Source organism: Mesorhizobium sp. WSM4847, assembly GCF_055811335.1.
The window spans coordinates 33,371-49,590 of sequence record NZ_JBVVPY010000020.1; the positions used below are offsets into that span (position 1 = coordinate 33,371).

Sequence of the window (16,220 nt, forward strand, 5' to 3'; positions counted from 1 at the left end):
TTTATGCAGTCATCCGCGCTTCGCGAAACGATACCAGCTTGCTGCGGCTCTCATCCCACAGCGCCAGCTTGACGCAGCGCAGGCTGTCGAGAAGCGTGACGCGGCCAATTTCGCGCAGTTCCGGATAGTCCCTCAGGACCTCCTGGAGCCGATAGCACGGCACCTTGGCGGAGAGGTGGTGCACGTGATGGACGCCGATATTGCCGGTGAACCAGTTCAGTACCGGCGGCAGGTCATAATAGGACGAGCCGTGCAGGGCCGCATGCTGGAACTCCCATTCGGAGTCCTTTGCCCACTCTGTCTCTTCGAACTGGTGCTGGACATAGAACAGCCAGATGCCGGCAGAACCGGCGAGAACGACGATGGGCAAATGGACGACCAGGAACGCTTCGAGACCGACGAACCAGACAAGGGCGGCGGCGGCGACCGCGATGGCCGCGTTGGTGGCCATCGACGACACCCAGGGCGTGAGGCCGCCTCGCATCATGCCGACTGGCAGTCTCTGTTCAAAGATGAAAAGCCAAATGGGGCCGAGGCCGAACATGACGAGCGGATGGCGGTAGAGGCGATAGGCAAGGCGGCCCCGCCAGGACATTTGCCGATATTCCGCGACAGTCAGCGTCCTGATGTCGCCCGTGCCGCGCTCATCGAGATTGCCGGCGCTGGCGTGATGGGTTGCGTGGGCACGCCGCCAGCAATCGTAAGGCGTCAAGGTCAGGATGCCCAGCCCGCGGCCGATCCAGTCGTCGGCGGTGCGATTGGCGAAGAACGAGCCGTGGCCGCAATCGTGCTGGATCATGAAGATCCGCACCAGAAAGCCGGCGGCCGGAAGGATGAGGATCAGACCCCACCAATGGCCATAGGCATAGGCAGCCGAGGACAGTGCCCACAGCGTGGCAAAGGGGATGAGGGTGATGGCAAGTTCGACGGCGCTGCGCCGCCTGTCAGGTTTCTTGTAGCGCGCCAGGATCTTCAACCAGGCACGCTTGCTGTTCGCTACAGCTTCGGGGGAAATCATGTTCATCAGGAAGCATAGACGGACCATTTCGTCGCCGCAAGCCAGGCATCACGCAAAGTTACTGCGGGTAATTGTCGCGCGACGCGCAAGCTGCGGCAAAAGGCATGCCAATGGCGCGCAGCGACAGGCGTGTGTGTTGTCTATCGCCGGTTGCCACCGGCGGCTACGCTGCTTTCGATGCCGTCCAGGCGGTCAAGCAATTCCCTGAAACGATCGGGAATGTCGTTCTCCGTCCGGAACGCCGGCAACGCGCGCAGAAAGTGCATCGTTGCCTCGGTGCCGAACTGGCGCCTGATGCCGGCCGCCAGCCTTTCACGTCTTTCGTCATCGTTAGGGGCGCCATTCTTACGGTCGCCGTCGTTGCGGGTCGCCATCTCAAAATCCTGTGTCGGTTTCGAAACTCTTCCAGCAGACGAATGGTTCCCCTATCGCAGCATCTTGGCAAGCAAAGCCGGTGGTTACAGTAAAATTTGAATTAATATCGAAAGGTCTCCATGATGCGTCGTCAAAAGCGCGAGCGGCCTGTCCAGTATCGCTTGCCCCTTGATTTTTGGCCGCCAAACCTCGATATCGGGCACAAAATCCACATCATTTGAATGACGGGAAACGGCGATGAGCGACCAGGCAAAAGACGAACGCGCGCCCGATGAAGCCGAGACGGCCGGGGCTGCCACCGAACACACGCAAGGCAGCGCCGACGGCGACTATGAAGCGCTTGTGCGGCTGCTGAAGGAAAACGACGAGTTGAAGGACCGCGCGCTCCGCGTCGCAGCCGAGATGGAGAATCTGCGCCGCCGTACCGCCCGTGACGTGCACGATGCACGCGCCTATGCGGTTGCCAATTTCGCCCGTGACATGCTGTCGGTATCGGACAATCTGCGCCGCGCACTGGATGCGATCCCGGCTGAGTCCAAGGCGTCAGGTGATGCCGGTTTGAAATCACTGATCGAGGGCGTCGAGCTCACCGAGCGCGCCATGCTATCGGCGCTCGAGCGGCACGGAGTGAAGAAGCTCGAGCCGGAAGGCGAGAAATTCGACCCGAATTTCCATCAGGCGATGTTCGAGGTGCCCAATCCGGAGGTGCCGGCCAACACGGTGGTCCAGGTCGTGCAGCCAGGCTATTCGATCGGTGAGCGGGTGTTGCGGCCGGCCATGGTCGGCGTTGCCAAGGGCGGTCCCAAGCATGTGGCAAGCGAAGCGCCGGTCGAGCCAGGGCCGGTGAATGAGCAAGCTGAGAAGGATGCGTAAGTTAAGGGAATAGGGCAGTAGGAGCAGTAGGGGCAGTAGGGTAAAGGAGCCGTACCAATCGTACGGCTTCGTGCTATTCATACATCCCTATTCACCCGCTCTCCTACTCCGCTATGCCCTTGAACCCGATCGAGCTTCTCGACTATGCCGGTGTCGCCGTCTTCGCGGCGACCGGTGCGCTGGCCGCTTCGCGCAAGCAGCTCGACATCATCGGCTTTCTGTTCCTGGCCAGCGTCACCGGCATCGGCGGTGGCACGTTTCGAGACGTCATCCTCAATCTGCCGGTCTTCTGGGTTACCAACTCTGGCTATGTGCTGATCTGCGCGGTGGTGGCGATGCTTGTCTTTTTCGGGGCGCACCGTCTCGAATCCCGCTGGAAATTACTGCTCTGGCTCGACGCCGTCGGCCTCGCCGCGTTTTCGGTGATGGGTGCCGCCAAGGGCCTGGCCATCACCGGCTCGCCGGTCGTGTCCGTTGTTACCGGCGTGCTCACCGCCACGTTCGGCGGGATCTTGCGCGACCTGCTGGCCGGTGAGGCTTCGGTGCTCTTGAGACCAGAAATCTATGTCACCGCCGCCCTTGCGGGCGCCATCCTGTTTACAACAGGCGATCTCGCCGGACTGCCGCCGCTCGCCTCGGGCCTGGTGGGCTTCATAGCCGCTTTCTGCGTGCGTGGCGGCGCGCTTAAGTTCGGCTGGGCCTTTCCGTCCTACAAGAGCCGGCCCGGCCGGCGGCCGGAAGATATTCCGTGAAATGAGGGCGAGTAGCGAATAGGGACAACGATCCGCAGCGAATTGGCGGAACTCCCGCTACTCGCTACTCCCTATTCGCTACTCATTGGAATCTCAGGCGGCGAAGCGCTGGGCTTCCCCGCCATAATAGCTGACGTAGCGGGCGCCGATCTCCTTGACCGGCATCACCACGAACACATCGACCGTCGAGAATTCGCGGTCGATGACGCAGCCGTCGCCGATGCGCGCGCCCACGCGCAGATAGCCCTTGACCAGAGGTGGCATCGCCGCGATCGCGGCCTTGGCGTTGACCGCCTCGATCGGCATCAAATCCATGGAACAGTAGCGGCCGGCGACGGCGCGCACGTCCCAGGCCGAATTCGTCCGGCAGTGATGGGCGAGATAGGTCAGCGCTTCGGCGTGTGCCGCCGGCACGGTGCCGGGGAACGAGGCGCAACCGGTCATCACGCCGATCCCATAATGGTTGATATAGGCCCAGATACCTTGCCAGAGCGCCTCGATGGTGCGCTTCGAGCGGTATTCCGGCAAGACGCAGGAGCGGCCGAGCTCGAGGAAACGCTGGCCGGGATGGCGGGCGATAAGATTGGTCAGCTCAAACTCGCCCTCGGAATAGAAGCCGCCGGCCGCTGCCGCGATCTCCTGCCGCAACAGGCGGTAGGTGCCGACAATGCGGCGATGCTCGGGACCGGACAGCGAGGTGTCGAAGACGAGCAGATGATCACAGAGCGGATCAAAATGGTCGGCGTCGCGGCGGTCCTGCACCTGAAACAGGGTTTTCTTGGCGCCGAGCTCGTCATAGAACACCCGGTAGCGCACTTCCTGCGCGGCGGCGATCTCGGCCTCGTTGCGTGCGAGCCGCACTTCGAGGTTGCCGATACGGCCAAGCGCTTCGCCTTTTATGACAGCATCGACGTTATGCCCGGTGAGCAAAGCACCCCTGGCGTTCGGCCGAGCGTCACATTCCGGCATAACTGTATGCACGAGTGATTCTCCTTCGAGCCATCCCTCTTGGCACGGGGATACGGCGTAGGTGCAACAGGATTGTGACAGTACCGTGATACGGCCCTGCCGGCAATACTTCGTCGGCTGGGCAACCCTTCAACCGGCTATGTTCTGCAGGTAAGCCAGGCAAGGATAGCCGGCGGATCAAGCGGCCACGTGACCCTCGACCGCATGGACAAGCGCGTCGGGGTCGAGCGGCTTGGTGACGAAGCCGCTGGCGCCATGGGCGAGCACTGCGTGGCGGGTCGTTTCCTGACTGTCCGCCGACAGCACCATGATCGGAACCGGCGACACGGCGGTTTCCTCCTCGTGCCGGCGGATGGCGGCGATCGCGTCCAGCCCGTCCATGACAGGCATGTGCAGGTCCATCAGCACCACGTCGAAGCGGTACTTGTGGTCGGTGCCGGTGATGGCCTCGACGGCGGCCTTGCCGTTGCCGACCAGTTTCACGCGATGCCCGGCCTTTAGCAGCGTGGCACGGGCAAGCATGGCGTTGATGTCGTTATCCTCGGCGATCAGCACGGACAGGCCCCGCCGCCGGCCGCCAATGGCGCGGGCGGTTGGTGCGCCGCGCTTTTCCGGCTGCGGCTGGGTGAGGGCAGGCACGCTGCTGGTCAAGAGCACGCGAAGCAACGTTTCGCCACGCACCGGCCTTGCCAGAAAGGTGGCGTAGCCGCTGGCGCGGAACTCGCCCAGCATGCCGCGGTCGGTTGGCGCGATCAGTGTGATCGCCTCGCAATCGGCAAAGCCGCTCTGGCGAAGGCGCTTGAGCAACCTGCCGTCGCCTTCCTCCATGGCCGCATCGACCAAAAGCGCGTCGCAGCCTTCGGCGAAGGACGCTGCCTGGGCGGCGGTGGTGGCCAGATCGACCTTGCCGCCATTGGCGCGGATGGTGCGGGCGATGGCGTCGGCCTCGATGGCGTTCTTCGACAGGATCACGGCGCGCCGCCCTGACAGCGCATCCCGACGGCTCTGCGGCGGCTCGGTGGCCGATATTGCAGGGATTTCGAAGACGAATTCCGAACCCTGGCCGAGCTGGCTCGACACCGAGATCGTGCCGCCCATGGCGATCACCAGGCGCCTGGAGATGGCAAGACCGAGCCCGGCGCCGCCATGCGCGCGAGTCGACGTGCCGTCAGCCTGTTCGAATTCCTCGAAGATGCGCTCCAGGTCGTCCTCGTGCAGGCCGGGACCGGTGTCGGTGACGGTGAAGCATATGCGGTCGGTGGTTTCGGTGCGGGCACGAGCGATGCTCACCAACACGCCGCCGCTGTCGGTGAACTTGATGGCGTTGCCGATGAGGTTGAGCAGCACCTGCCTGACTCTTCCAGGATCGGCTGATATCATCTGCGGTACGTCGGGTTCGACATGGCAGCCAAGGCCGATGTTCTTGGCGAAGGCACGCGCCGCCAGGAGTTCTACGATGTTGTCGGCGATCTCGCGCACCGACATTGGCTGCGGTTCGGGATCGAAGCGGCCGGCCTCGATCTTGGAATAGTCGAGCAGGTCCTCGATCAGCGCCAGCAGCGCGCTGGCCGAGGTCGAGATGGCGCCGACATAGGTCCGTTGTTGCGGCGAGAGCCCGGTGTCCGCCAGCAGCTTGGCCATGCCCATGATGCCGTTCATCGGCGTGCGGATCTCGTGGCTGACGGTGGCGAGGAAGCGCGATTTGGCCTGGCTTGCATATTCGGCTCGCTCGCGGGCGGTGATCAGCGACGTTTCGGCGTGCTTGCGAGCGGTAATGTCGCGGGCGATGGCGCGATGCGAGACAGCACCGCTCTCCTTGTCGCGCACGGACAGTTCGATCCATGAGAACCAGCGCGGGCCGCTCGGTGTTCTAATGGCGACGTCGGTGGAGCTCAGGCATTCATGATCGGAAAAAGCGGCATCGGGAACGATGCCGACGTCGACGCCGAGGTCGGCCAGGGCCTTGCCGGCAAGGTCGCGCTGGTCGGCTCCGACAAGCTCGGCGAAAACCTTGTTGGCATAGACGATGTGGCCGTCACGGTCGCGATGGACGACGAGATCGCCAAGCGCGTCGATCAACCCGCGAAAGCGTTCCTCGCTCTCCTGCATCTCCCACACGCGGTCGGCCAGGCTCTCAACCTCGGCGCGGCTGCGCGCTGCGGTCTCGCCAAGCAGCGCAACCGTGCGGCGCGCCGTGCGCCTGGCACGCACATGCACGGCAAGGCCTGCCATGCCAGTCGACAAAAGCCCGACGGTGATGAAGATCGGCGCGCCGGTCAGATGCGACAGGCCCGCCAGCACGACGATGGCGACGAGCATCAGGAACGGCAGGCCTTCGCGATTGGCGGCGGGCAATTCAGGCGCCAGTGGTGGCGCCGCGATATGCTGCCGGCTTGGCGCCTCCGGGCCAATCCCGTCGACGTTTTCGGCGCTCTCTGTTTCTCTGATGCCGGATTCCGTGACCATGCGGAAACCCTTGCCAGACAGAGATTATGGAAAATTGCCGCGGATCGTTCGAATTTTAGCGGTCGCGCGGTTTTTGCCTCTCCGCTCCTGAAGCGCGTCGCGTTTGGCCGGCCTCATGCGAGGCGCTTCACCGCTGCACACCCTGGGTCATACTTTTGCTCGACATGCATTAAAAACCGGAGAAGGAAGAGCTCACATGTCCACCACCACGCGACCGCGGACCTTGCCCTCGACGATATCGTGCGCGGCGTCGATGATGCCATCGAAGCCAATGGTCGTGGACAGTTTGGCGAGCTTCTGGAGGTCGAGGTCCGTGCCGATGCGGCGCCACGCCTCCATGCGGACCGTTTTTGGCGCCATCACCGAATCGATGCCGAGCAGACAAACGCCGCGCAGGATGAACGGGGCGACGCTCGTCGGCAGATCCATGCCGCCGGCCAGGCCGCAGGCGGCGACGGCGCCGCCATAGGAGGTCATCGAAAGGACGTTGGCCAGGGTGTGACTGCCGACCGCGTCGACGCCGCCGGCCCAGCGTTCCTTGGCGAGCGGCTTTGCCGGCTGGGCAAGCTCGTCGCGCGAAATCACCTCCGAAGCACCCAGGTCGGTCAGGTAGGAACTTTCAGCGCTGCGGCCGGTCGAGGCGGTGACGTGATAGCCGAGGCTGGACAGAATCGAAACCGCGACCGAGCCGACGCCGCCGGCCGCGCCCGTCACCACGACGGGGCCGCGTTCCGGCACGATGCCGTGCCGTTCCAGCGCGATAACGCAAAGCATGGCGGTGTAACCTGCCGTGCCGACCGCCATCGCATCATGCGGGCTCATGCCCTGGGGCAGCGGCACCAGCCAGTCGCCCTTGACACGGGCGCGCTCAGCATAGGCGCCAAAATGCGTCTCGCCGACGCCCCAGCCGTTCAATATGACCTTGTCCCCCGTGCGCCAGTCGGCATGGGAGGACGAGATCACGGTGCCGGCGAAATCAATGCCCGGCACCAGCGGCCAGCGGCGGATCACCGGCGCCTTGCCGGATATGGCGAGGCCGTCCTTGTAGTTCACCGTCGTCGCCTCGACGGCGACGGTGACGTCGCCTTCCATTAGGTCGGCTTCGGTAAGGTCGGTGATCGCGACCGACTGCTTCTTCTCGGCGTCGCGCGAAACGAGGATGGCTTTGAAGGTTTCGGGCATGTCTTCTCCTCGGGCTTCTTGAATGGGACACTGTATGGCGGCAGAAGGCCAGGTCAATCGCTTGAGGGCTTGGCCTCACGCCGCCAACCAATGAGTTCGTCGAGGACGACCACCACCGCGCCGACCGCGATGAAGGCGTCGGCGAGGTTGAAGATGGCGAAGGACCATATTGGGGTGTGAAACAGGATATAGTCGATCACGTGACCATAGGTAACCCGGTCGAACAGATTGCCGAGCGCGCCGCCGACGATCAGCGCAAAGCCGATGCGGGTAAGCACGTGGCCGGGCGGAGTTCGGGCCGCGAGATAGAGCACGAAAGCGACGACGAAAGCGGCGATGACCACCAGGCCGGTGTCACCGAAGGACGAAAACATCGAGAAGGCGATGCCGGTGTTGTAGGTGCGATACAATGCCAGGAACGGGACAAGATCGACCTTTTCCTGAAAAGGGAGGCCGGTCTCGACCAGATATTTCACCCACTGGTCGAGCGTCACCGCGGCGGCGACCAGCACGACGTAGGGCAACCAGGATTTTGCCGTTGGGGATTTCACCATTCGGGATGTCACGGTCAGGCGCCCTCCGGGGCAAGTTTCAGCGCGCCGCGCCGGATCTCGAACAGCATGATGCCGGTGGCCACCGCGAGATTGAGCGAATCGGCCCGACCGGACTGTGGAATCCGCAGCAATCTGTCGCAGCTTTCGGCCAGGCTTTCGGGCAGGCCCTGCTGTTCGTTGCCCATCATCAGCAGCACCGGGCCTTTGGAAAAGTCGACCGAACGGTAATCGACCGCACCCTTCAGATGTGTGCCGGCAACCAGGCCAGGAAAGCTTTTTCGCCACGCAAGGAAGGCTTCCGGCGTCGCCTTGGCGACCGGCACGGCGAAGATCGAGCCCATCGTGGCGCGCACGGTCTCGACGGAAAAAGGATCGGTGGTCTCGCCGACCAGGATGATGCCCTTGGCGCCAACGGCATCGACTGTGCGGATGACGGTACCGAGATTGCCGGGATCGCGCACGCGGTCCAGCGCCACCCAGACATCGCCGTCTTGAGCGCGGATGTCCTTCAGCGGCAGGAACTTTTGCGAAAAGACGCCGACCACCATTTGCGGGTTGTTGCGGCGGGTGATGGAGACGAGCACTTTTTCCGAAACTTCGAGCACGGTGCCGCCGGCGGCAACCGTGCGTGCCGCGACCTTTTCGACCGCCGCGTTGCCGCGTCCGACTTTGGCGAAGACCAGCGTCCGGATCGACCACCCGAGGTCGAGCGCGTCGATGACCAGCTTCAGCCCCTCGGCCATGAATGCGTTCTGCTGGTCGCGGTATTTCTTCAGCGAGAGCGCCTTGATGTCCTTGATCAACGGATTGGCAAGGCTGGTGACTTCCTTCACCTGCCCTGGCGCGCCGGCGTGCCGCTCGCTCATTCAGGCCACCCAGCGCGAAAACAGCGAGGTGGACAGCGCCCGGCCGGCGGATTTCTCGCGGATAATCAGTTCGCCGGATTCGACCGTGCCGCCCATGCCGGCAAAAGTGTCGCGCATCAAGGCATGGATGGCGAAGAAGGAAGCGCGGATCGAATAGGCGGTCAGCACGACAGCGAGCGGCTTCGGCGTCAGGACCGAGCGGCAGAGGTCGGTCAGAGCAGGCAGATCCTCGAACAATTGCCAGACCTCGCCCCTAGGGCCACGGCCATAGGCGGGCGGATCGAACAGGACGATGTCGTAACGGCTGCCACGGCGCTCCTCGCGCTCGGCGAATTTTAGGGCGTCGTCGACGATCCAACGGATCGGCTTTTGCGACAGGCCCGCCATCTCCTGGTTCTCCCTGGCCCAGCCGATCGCCTTCTTGGAAGCATCGACATGGGTGACCTCGGCGCCGGCGCGCGCCGCCACCAGCGAGGCAAGGCCGGTATAGCCGAACAGATTCAGCACTTTGACCGGCCGCTTTGCCGCCGCGATCAGCCCGGCCATGTGATCCCAGTGCGAGGCCTGCTCGGGGAACACGCCGACATGGCGAAACGAGGTGAAGCGGCCGAGATAATCGATGCCGTCATGCTTCATTGGCCAGGTTTCGCCGAGCGGCGTCCTGGGGAAACGCCAGCGGCCGATGCCTTCCTCGTCGGTGTCGCCGGTGAAAATGGCGTCGGCGCGGTCCCAGTCCTTGGCCGGCAACGCTTTTTGCCAGATCGCCTGGCCTTCAGGCCGAACGATGCGATAGGGGCCGTACTGCTCGAGCTTCTGTCCGGCACCGCTGTCGAGCAACGCGTAGTCGGCGTTGGGCGCGACTTCGAGGATCAGCGGCAGGTGTTCGGCGGGCAGGGCGCCGTCGCGGCGGGAAAGGACGCGCGGCGCGGCTATCGGCTCGGTGCGGTGCGATGCTGTGCCGCTTCCGCGCGGTTCCGCCCCGCCCTTTGCGAACTGATGCGAGCGGCTGTCGCGGCGTTTGTCGCGAAAAGGTTTCAAGAAGAGCATCTCCTGGGCGACGTGGCCCGCTTCTGCCACAGCACATTCACCGGCGCAATCAACGCAGTCGCTGGACATTCGCGAAACGGTCAGCCGCGCTTGATGAAGAGCAGGGCGGCAACCAGCGATACGAAGCCGACGGCCTTGAAGCCGGCGACGATCATATGGCCGGTTTCCCAACGCAGCCGGATCGCTTCGAAATTCTCCGGAATCGGCCCAGGCACCCAGGTGGCCAGAATATCGTTCGCCGGCTTGACGAGAGCAAACCACATCGCAAGAGACACCGCATAGAGTACGGCAGCGGCCAACGCGTACCAGAACGCCGGTCGGTCATTGCGCAGCATCCAAGCGAGCAGTCCCGGACAGCCGATCGCGGCCAGGTCCAGTGGCGCGCCAATGACGGCAAACAGCTGGAACTGGGCGTTGAAGACAGTGGCCTCGCGCCAGAGAGAAGGCGACCACTTCGTCAGCCGAGGAGCCGATTCCAGGACATGGGCGAAGGATGGTCCAAGGCTGAGCGCCGCGACAACGGCGGCCAAGATGGACCAGAACAACAGGAACCCGCGTATCTCCATAACGCCCGAACAACGGGGTGACGCCGGAGACGTTCCCCGTCGGAAGGGAGTAAAGGGAGTAGGGGAGTAGGGGAGTAGGGCATAAAGCAGTAAGTGAATAGGGAAAGATGGCTTGCACGAAGCCGATCCAATGGTACGACTCCCCCTACTCCCCTAGCTTCCCCATCGCCTTGTACACCGCAATGCCGGCGGCGAGGTCTTCGAGGGCTGCGCCGACCGATTTGAACAGCGTGATCTCACCGGGGCTCTGCCGGCCCTTCTTCTGGTCGCGTGCCAATTCATGCAGGTCGGCGACGATGGCTTGCGCCTCCAGCACGCCCGAGGCCAGCGGCTGGACGATGTCGCCCGCTTCCTTGGTGGCGCCGGCCCGGGTGTCAACGTAGACGCGGGCGCGCGCAATCGCATCGTCGTCGCTTTCGCGCATGGCCGGCGTGAAGCCGCCGACCAGATCGACATGGGTCCCCGGCTTCAACAGCGCGCCCTTGATCAGCGGCGTGGTCGTGATCGTCGCCGACGAAACGATGTCGGCCTGGCCGAGTTCGGCGTCGAGATCGCTCGCGGCGGTGGCCGCAAAGCCCTCGGCGCGCAATTCCGCCGCAACCTTTTCTGCATTGGCGGGCGTGCGGTTCCAGATGCGGATGACGGTGATCGGCCGCACCGCGCAATGCGCCCTGGCGAGGAACGGCGACAGCGCGCCGGCGCCGACCACCAGCAGCCGCGAAGCGTCCTCGCGGGCCAGATAGGAGGCTGCCAGCGCCGACGCGCAGGCCGTGCGCCACTGCGTCAGCCGCTGGCCGTCGATCATGGCTTCAGGCTCGCCGGTCGCACCGTCGAGCAGGAGGTAAAGCCCCATCACAGCGGGTTTGCCCACGGCGTTGTTGTCGGGCGACACGGTGACGATCTTGACGCCGATATGGCCGCCTGCCGACGAGCCGGCGGCATTGAAGTCGGTCCAGGCCGGCATCAGGAGCAGGGTCGAGGCCGCGCCGTCGGGCCGTTCGACCGTATGGTGGTGCCTGACCGGCTGTACCGCGCCATCGCGAAAAGCCGCGCGCAGCGTTTCGACCAGGCCGGGAAAGGTCAGCGCCTGATCGACCTCGGCCGCCGAAATGCTCAGCATAAGAAACTCCGTCGAGAGAAATACGCCTGACGCATGACCGCGAAATCAGAAGCGATTTTCTGCAAAGATCATGCGCAATCAAAAATGGTACAGCGTCCTTTGCGCGCCCAAAAAGGACGCGCGGCGGTTCCGGCTCAGCCCGTCGGCTTCGGCAAGGAGGGGCCTTGTTGCGCGGCCGGTGCCCGGCTGACCGCCTGGCGCAAGTTCTCGGCCTCGACGCCGCGCTGGCGCGCCAGCTTGCGATAGCGGCCCTGCTTGATCCAGGTCGCCAGGCTGCCGACGATCATGCCGATGGCGAGGGCCAGGAACAGGAAGATGAAAAGCGGCAGCGTCATCGTCAGCGCCGGATTGCCGGGGTTGAATGGGTCCAGGGTGAAGGCAACCGGATCGCGGTTGGCGACCGCCAGCGCAATCAGAATGACGGCCAGCGGCACGAAGACCACGATGAGCATGAAACGATTGAACATAGAATTTCCTGTCGAAGGCGGGCTCTACCAAAGGCCGGGCCTCCTGAAAAGGCCGGCATGGCGCATGAGCCCGCGCGGCGCTTATTTGCCGCTGTTCAGCCTTTCACGCAATTCCTTGCCGGTCTTGAAGAACGGCACCCATTTCTCCTCGACCTCGACGGATTCGCCGGTACGCGGATTGCGGCCGGTGCGGGCGGGGCGGTTTTTCACCGAGAAAGCGCCGAAACCGCGCAGTTCGACCCGGTTGCCTTCGGCAAGCGCGTCTGTGATCTCGTCGAAAATCGCGCCGACAATGTTTTCGACGTCGCGCAGGAAAAGGTGCGGGTTGCGTGTGGCGATGATCTGCACAAGTTCGGATTTGATCATGAGAAGGCTCCCCGTGAAAACACTGCGGTCAAATTATGAGGATGATTTTATTTGCTTTTTCACTCGTCTCAAGGGTGCCAGACGGAAACCAGACCGTCAAGAAACAAGCGATCGGCACCAAGTTCGTGAATGATGTCGCCGCCATAGTCGGGCAGGCCGAGCGCACTGCCGATGGTTCGTGCCATCGCCTTCGAGAACAGGAAGCCGCCGCTTTCCGCGTCCTTCCACTCCACCACCTTGAGCTTGGCGTCGATGCCCTTGGTTGCGAGCCAGTCGATCGCTTCGGTCTCGCCGCCGACCGCGTCGACCAATTTGTTGGCAACGGCCTGCCGGCCGGTGAAGATCGATCCGTCGGCCAGCGCCAGCGCCTCCGGTTTGGTCATCTTGCGGCGTTCGGCGACGATGCCGACGAACCAGTCGTAGCTGTCGAGGATGAGCTTGCGGACCATGGTGCGCTCGTCGTCATTGGTCGGCTTGAAAGGCGATGGCGAAGCTTTCAACGGCGAGGATTTCACTTCCTCGAGCTTGACGCCGAGTTTGTTCATAAGGCTGCTGACGTCCGGATACTGGATCAGCACGCCTATCGAGCCGACAATCGACGATTTGCGCGCGACGATATGATCGGTCGCGGTGGCGATCATATAGCCCGCCGATGCGGCGAGCGTGCCGACCTGGGCCACCACCGGCTTCTCGGCGGCCAGCTTGCGCACTGCCTCGTAGATCGATTCGCCGCCGACGGTGGTGCCGCCCGGTGAATCGATCGACAGGATTACAGCTTTCACCCTGGAGGATTGACGGATGGCGTCCAGTTGCTTGATCAGGTTGTCGTCTTCGGTGATGGTGCCCTCGATCTTGACCTTGGCGATATGGTCGATCGCCGCGCCAGTGAAGTCATCGCCGTAAATCCAGGTCGAAAAGGCAATCAGCCCGGCTGCTGCGACAACAAGCGCTGCAACGCGCCAGAATGTCAGCTTGCGGCGCAAGCGGCGGCGGTCGATCAGGTCGTCGGCTCTCAGTACCATGGTCAGCCTCATAGTCGGTGGGAGCAGATGCTTTTAAAGCAACCGCCCGCGCCCGGCTACCGATTCCTGACGAGCTTGCGCCAAAAGACAAGGTCTCGACGGTGGCGAGACGGCGTTTCGAGAGAACATAAAAGACCAATCCACAGCCCCTAACGCTGTCGGCCCGTATCTGGTATGACGTGCAAGTTGTGCCGGTTTCATTTTCGTTTGTGCAACAGCAACCGTCACACTTTTGCGGTTTTCCTCCGCTTGTGCTTGCTTGAGGGCGCCGGCATCCCACCTATAGGGGTGCTTGGCGGCAGGGGTTTAGAAGAAAGCAGTTATGTTAGCGCGACCGATCGAACCGACCAACACCGAGACGGAGTTGGCTTCCCCGGACGTAGGCCCGGCGCGAATCGACGCCTTCGGCATCGCCCAGCGCCATTCGCGCCGCGTGCGTATCTTGAAGCTGGCGGTGCCGCTGGCCGCTGCCGCGATCGCGGTCGCCGTCCCGGTCTATTCCTATCTCGTGGCACCTGGCTCAATCCAGGTCCAGGCCGACGCCAGCGCGTTCGCCAATGGCAAGCTGGTGATGGCCAACCCCAAGCTCAACGGGTTCACCAAGCAGAAACTGCCCTATTCCATGACGGCTTTGCGCGCCATACAGGACGTGAGCCAGCAAGGTATCATCAATCTGGAAGGCATCGACGCCAAGCTGCCGATATCAACCGACAATGTGGCGGCCATCAATGCCCCGCGCGGTAGCTTCAATCGCGATGGCAACACGATGAGCCTGACCAGCGATGTCACCATAACCACCACAGATGGCCTGGCGGCAAAATTCAAATCGGTCTTTCTCGACATGGGCAAAGGCACTATGAAGACGAACGATCCGGTCGACGTCAGCCGTGGCGGGTCGCGGATTACCGCGGATTCGATGTCTGTCCAGGACAACGGCAAGATCGTGGTTTTCGAGAACAGAGTGCGTGTCAACATCGATCCCGCCAGCTTGAAGGCGGCAGAGGCAATGAGCGGAGAATCCAATGCGGTTCAGTAGTTCGACACGGCTCGTGGCCGCGGCTTCGGCGTTGCCGGCCGTAGGGCTGGCCGCCCTGGGGCTGGCTTTGGGGCTGGCTTTGGCGGCGGCGCCGGCTCTGGCGCAGTCCAGGACCACCAGCCAGCTGTCGGGCCTCAAACTGTCCGGCGACAAGCCCATCCAGATCGAAAGCGACAAGCTCGAGGTCCGCCAAGCAGACAGCGTCGCCGTGTTCACCGGCAATGTAAACGTCGTCCAGGGTCCGACCTTGCTCAAGGCCGGCAAGATGACGGTCTATTACGTCAAGGACCCGGACGCTGCCGCCAAGGGTGAGCAGGCCTCGGGTGCCGCGATGACCGGCTCGGCCGACATCGACCGTCTGGAGGTCGCCAACAAGGTCTATATCAAATCGGACGACCAGGTCGCCACGGGCGACAGCGGCACCTTCGACATGAAGACGGAAGTGCTGGTGCTTTCAGGCAGCAAAGTCGTGCTCTCGCAAGGCGATAATGTACTGGTCGGCTGCAAGCTGACCGTGCAGATGAAGAGCGGTCTGGCCCAGGTCGACCCCTGCGGCGGTGGACGCGTCATGATGTCGATCACGCCGCCGAAGTCGGGAGCGGCGAACCCCTGATGGTCGACGTAGCATCGCTGTTGGCGCGTCTTCCAGGACGCGCCAACAGCAAAATTGCGGCACCGGCCGCGATTAGCCTCGATCAGGTAAAATTCAAGGGAACCTTGATCGCCAAAGGGCTGACCAAGAGCTACAAGGGCCGCAAGGTGGTCAGCGGCGTGACCATCGGCGTGCGCGCCGGTGAGGCGGTCGGACTGCTCGGTCCCAACGGCGCCGGCAAGACCACCTGCTTCTACATGGTCACCGGCCTGGTGCCGGTCGACGAAGGCACGATCGAAATCGACGGCTTCGATGTCACCTCTATGCCGATGTACCGCCGCGCCCGCCTTGGCATCGGCTACCTTCCGCAGGAGGCGTCGATCTTTCGCGGCTTGAGCGTCGAGCAAAACATCCGTGCCGTACTCGAAGTGGTCGAGAAGAGCCGCAAGGAGCGCGAACGCATTCTCGACGAACTGCTCGAAGAGTTTCACATCAGCCATCTGCGCAAAGCCCCGTCGCTGTCGCTTTCCGGCGGCGAGCGGCGGCGCCTTGAAATCGCGCGCGCCCTGGCGACCCGCCCCGCATACATGCTGCTCGACGAGCCTTTCGCCGGCATCGATCCGATCGCCGTCGCCGACATCCAGCAACTGGTGCGCCATCTGACGGCGCGCGGCATCGGCGTGCTCATCACCGATCACAATGTCCGCGAGACGCTCGGCCTGATCGACCGCGCCTACATCATCCATGCCGGCCAGGTGTTGACCCATGGCCGGGCCGACGAAGTGGTCGCAAACCCGGATGTGCGGCGGCTTTATCTCGGTGAGGGGTTTACACTCTAAGCGTGAAAATTTCTGTCCAGACGCGGTTTTTGACGCGAGACAGAGCTTTTTCTTCGATTTCTCGTCGGAATACGCACGGACAGGCGAGTTTTGATCGCCGTCGCCTTGAC

At 63.2% G+C, this 16,220-nt stretch carries 18 protein-coding genes; 5 read left to right on the top strand and 13 right to left on the bottom strand.

The annotated features are described in order from the left end of the window. Position 1: 1 nt before the first annotated feature. Both AC0L28_RS25250 and AC0L28_RS25255 read right to left on the bottom strand, forming a co-directional pair. Positions 2-1,024: a fatty acid desaturase gene (locus AC0L28_RS25250; protein WP_128171074.1), complete on the bottom strand. Its 1,023-nt coding sequence runs from the start codon at positions 1,022-1,024 to the stop codon at positions 2-4. 134 nt (positions 1,025-1,158) lie between these two features. Continuing rightward, positions 1,159-1,392 (bottom strand): hypothetical protein, encoded by a 234-nt coding sequence (locus tag AC0L28_RS25255; RefSeq protein WP_023797430.1) that lies wholly within the window; start codon positions 1,390-1,392, stop codon positions 1,159-1,161. A 238-nt stretch (positions 1,393-1,630) separates the two neighbouring features. Here AC0L28_RS25255 and grpE point away from each other — a divergent pair, with 238 nt between their 5' ends. Then, complete coding sequence (gene grpE / locus AC0L28_RS25260; RefSeq protein WP_091595557.1) at positions 1,631-2,266, top strand: nucleotide exchange factor GrpE; 636 nt, start codon at positions 1,631-1,633, stop codon at positions 2,264-2,266. A 119-nt stretch (positions 2,267-2,385) separates the two neighbouring features. Further along, the gene (locus AC0L28_RS25265; RefSeq protein WP_023797432.1) at positions 2,386-3,018 is read left to right on the top strand and encodes a trimeric intracellular cation channel family protein; all 633 of its coding nucleotides are present in this window, start codon (positions 2,386-2,388) and stop codon (positions 3,016-3,018) included. Between the two features lie 93 nt (positions 3,019-3,111). On the opposite strand, the gene olsB is transcribed toward AC0L28_RS25265, so the two are convergent. The 11 genes from olsB to sppA form a co-directional block, all read right to left on the bottom strand. After that, positions 3,112-3,999, bottom strand: a complete 888-nt coding sequence (olsB, locus tag AC0L28_RS25270) for a l-ornithine N(alpha)-acyltransferase (protein WP_473480957.1) — start codon at positions 3,997-3,999, stop codon at positions 3,112-3,114. A 165-nt stretch (positions 4,000-4,164) separates the two neighbouring features. Continuing rightward, on the bottom strand, positions 4,165-6,453 hold the full coding sequence (locus AC0L28_RS25275) for an ATP-binding protein (protein WP_473480959.1): 2,289 nt from the start codon (positions 6,451-6,453) through the stop codon (positions 4,165-4,167). Positions 6,454-6,645: 192 nt separating this feature from the next. Further along, on the bottom strand, positions 6,646-7,635 hold the full coding sequence (gene acuI, locus AC0L28_RS25280) for an acrylyl-CoA reductase (NADPH) (protein ID WP_473480961.1): 990 nt from the start codon (positions 7,633-7,635) through the stop codon (positions 6,646-6,648). A gap of 53 nt (positions 7,636-7,688) precedes the next feature. Further along, positions 7,689-8,189 carry a signal peptidase II gene (gene lspA, locus AC0L28_RS25285; protein ID WP_031254192.1) on the bottom strand — a complete coding sequence of 167 codons (501 nt, stop codon included), beginning with the start codon at positions 8,187-8,189 and terminating at the stop codon, positions 7,689-7,691. Between the two features lie 14 nt (positions 8,190-8,203). Continuing rightward, complete coding sequence (locus AC0L28_RS25290) at positions 8,204-9,055, bottom strand: TrmH family RNA methyltransferase (RefSeq protein ID WP_473480963.1); 852 nt, start codon at positions 9,053-9,055, stop codon at positions 8,204-8,206. Beyond that, positions 9,056-10,093 carry an RsmD family RNA methyltransferase gene (locus AC0L28_RS25295; RefSeq protein WP_473480965.1) on the bottom strand — a complete coding sequence of 346 codons (1,038 nt, stop codon included), beginning with the start codon at positions 10,091-10,093 and terminating at the stop codon, positions 9,056-9,058. A gap of 89 nt (positions 10,094-10,182) precedes the next feature. After that, positions 10,183-10,668, bottom strand: a complete 486-nt coding sequence (locus tag AC0L28_RS25300; protein WP_287064736.1) for a DUF1772 domain-containing protein — start codon at positions 10,666-10,668, stop codon at positions 10,183-10,185. A 145-nt stretch (positions 10,669-10,813) separates the two neighbouring features. Continuing rightward, a complete protein-coding gene (lhpI, locus tag AC0L28_RS25305; protein ID WP_128247352.1) occupies positions 10,814-11,788 on the bottom strand; it encodes a bifunctional Delta(1)-pyrroline-2-carboxylate/Delta(1)-piperideine-2-carboxylate reductase in 975 nt (324 codons plus the stop codon). A 134-nt stretch (positions 11,789-11,922) separates the two neighbouring features. After that, positions 11,923-12,255, bottom strand: a complete 333-nt coding sequence (locus AC0L28_RS25310; RefSeq protein WP_027153064.1) for a LapA family protein — start codon at positions 12,253-12,255, stop codon at positions 11,923-11,925. Positions 12,256-12,336: 81 nt separating this feature from the next. Continuing rightward, positions 12,337-12,621, bottom strand: coding sequence for an integration host factor subunit beta (locus tag AC0L28_RS25315; RefSeq protein ID WP_023797441.1), 285 nt, complete (start codon positions 12,619-12,621; stop codon positions 12,337-12,339). Between the two features lie 68 nt (positions 12,622-12,689). Beyond that, the gene (gene sppA / locus AC0L28_RS25320; RefSeq protein WP_473480969.1) at positions 12,690-13,643 is read right to left on the bottom strand and encodes a signal peptide peptidase SppA; all 954 of its coding nucleotides are present in this window, start codon (positions 13,641-13,643) and stop codon (positions 12,690-12,692) included. 322 nt (positions 13,644-13,965) lie between these two features. On the opposite strand from sppA, the gene lptC reads away from it, so the two are divergent. From lptC to lptB, 3 genes are read left to right on the top strand one after another with little or no spacing between them, the layout of a single operon-like run. Next, entirely contained in the window at positions 13,966-14,679 is a 714-nt protein-coding gene (lptC, locus tag AC0L28_RS25325) for an LPS export ABC transporter periplasmic protein LptC (protein WP_473480971.1), read from the top strand. Then, entirely contained in the window at positions 14,666-15,292 is a 627-nt protein-coding gene (locus AC0L28_RS25330; RefSeq protein ID WP_473480973.1) for an LptA/OstA family protein, read from the top strand. Before lptC ends, AC0L28_RS25330 begins: the two co-directional genes overlap by 14 nt. Continuing rightward, on the top strand, positions 15,292-16,110 hold the full coding sequence (lptB, locus tag AC0L28_RS25335; protein ID WP_287064733.1) for an LPS export ABC transporter ATP-binding protein: 819 nt from the start codon (positions 15,292-15,294) through the stop codon (positions 16,108-16,110). The genes AC0L28_RS25330 and lptB overlap by 1 nt, the downstream gene beginning before the upstream one ends. Positions 16,111-16,220: the final 110 nt, after the last annotated feature.

Coding starts and splice junctions, on each gene's coding strand:
- AC0L28_RS25330 (WP_473480973.1), top strand. CDS start 14,666: ATGCGGTTCAGTAGTTCGACACGGCTCGTGGCCGCGGCTTCGGCGTTG.
- lptB (WP_287064733.1), top strand. CDS start 15,292: ATGGTCGACGTAGCATCGCTGTTGGCGCGTCTTCCAGGACGCGCCAAC.
- lspA (WP_031254192.1), bottom strand. CDS start 8,189: ATGGTGAAATCCCCAACGGCAAAATCCTGGTTGCCCTACGTCGTGCTG.
- lptC (WP_473480971.1), top strand. CDS start 13,966: ATGTTAGCGCGACCGATCGAACCGACCAACACCGAGACGGAGTTGGCT.
- AC0L28_RS25250 (WP_128171074.1), bottom strand. CDS start 1,024: ATGAACATGATTTCCCCCGAAGCTGTAGCGAACAGCAAGCGTGCCTGG.
- AC0L28_RS25310 (WP_027153064.1), bottom strand. CDS start 12,255: ATGTTCAATCGTTTCATGCTCATCGTGGTCTTCGTGCCGCTGGCCGTC.
- AC0L28_RS25300 (WP_287064736.1), bottom strand. CDS start 10,668: ATGGAGATACGCGGGTTCCTGTTGTTCTGGTCCATCTTGGCCGCCGTT.
- AC0L28_RS25290 (WP_473480963.1), bottom strand. CDS start 9,055: ATGAGCGAGCGGCACGCCGGCGCGCCAGGGCAGGTGAAGGAAGTCACC.
- grpE (WP_091595557.1), top strand. CDS start 1,631: ATGAGCGACCAGGCAAAAGACGAACGCGCGCCCGATGAAGCCGAGACG.
- AC0L28_RS25315 (WP_023797441.1), bottom strand. CDS start 12,621: ATGATCAAATCCGAACTTGTGCAGATCATCGCCACACGCAACCCGCAC.
- lhpI (WP_128247352.1), bottom strand. CDS start 11,788: ATGCTGAGCATTTCGGCGGCCGAGGTCGATCAGGCGCTGACCTTTCCC.
- sppA (WP_473480969.1), bottom strand. CDS start 13,643: ATGGTACTGAGAGCCGACGACCTGATCGACCGCCGCCGCTTGCGCCGC.
- acuI (WP_473480961.1), bottom strand. CDS start 7,635: ATGCCCGAAACCTTCAAAGCCATCCTCGTTTCGCGCGACGCCGAGAAG.
- AC0L28_RS25255 (WP_023797430.1), bottom strand. CDS start 1,392: ATGGCGACCCGCAACGACGGCGACCGTAAGAATGGCGCCCCTAACGAT.
- AC0L28_RS25275 (WP_473480959.1), bottom strand. CDS start 6,453: ATGGTCACGGAATCCGGCATCAGAGAAACAGAGAGCGCCGAAAACGTC.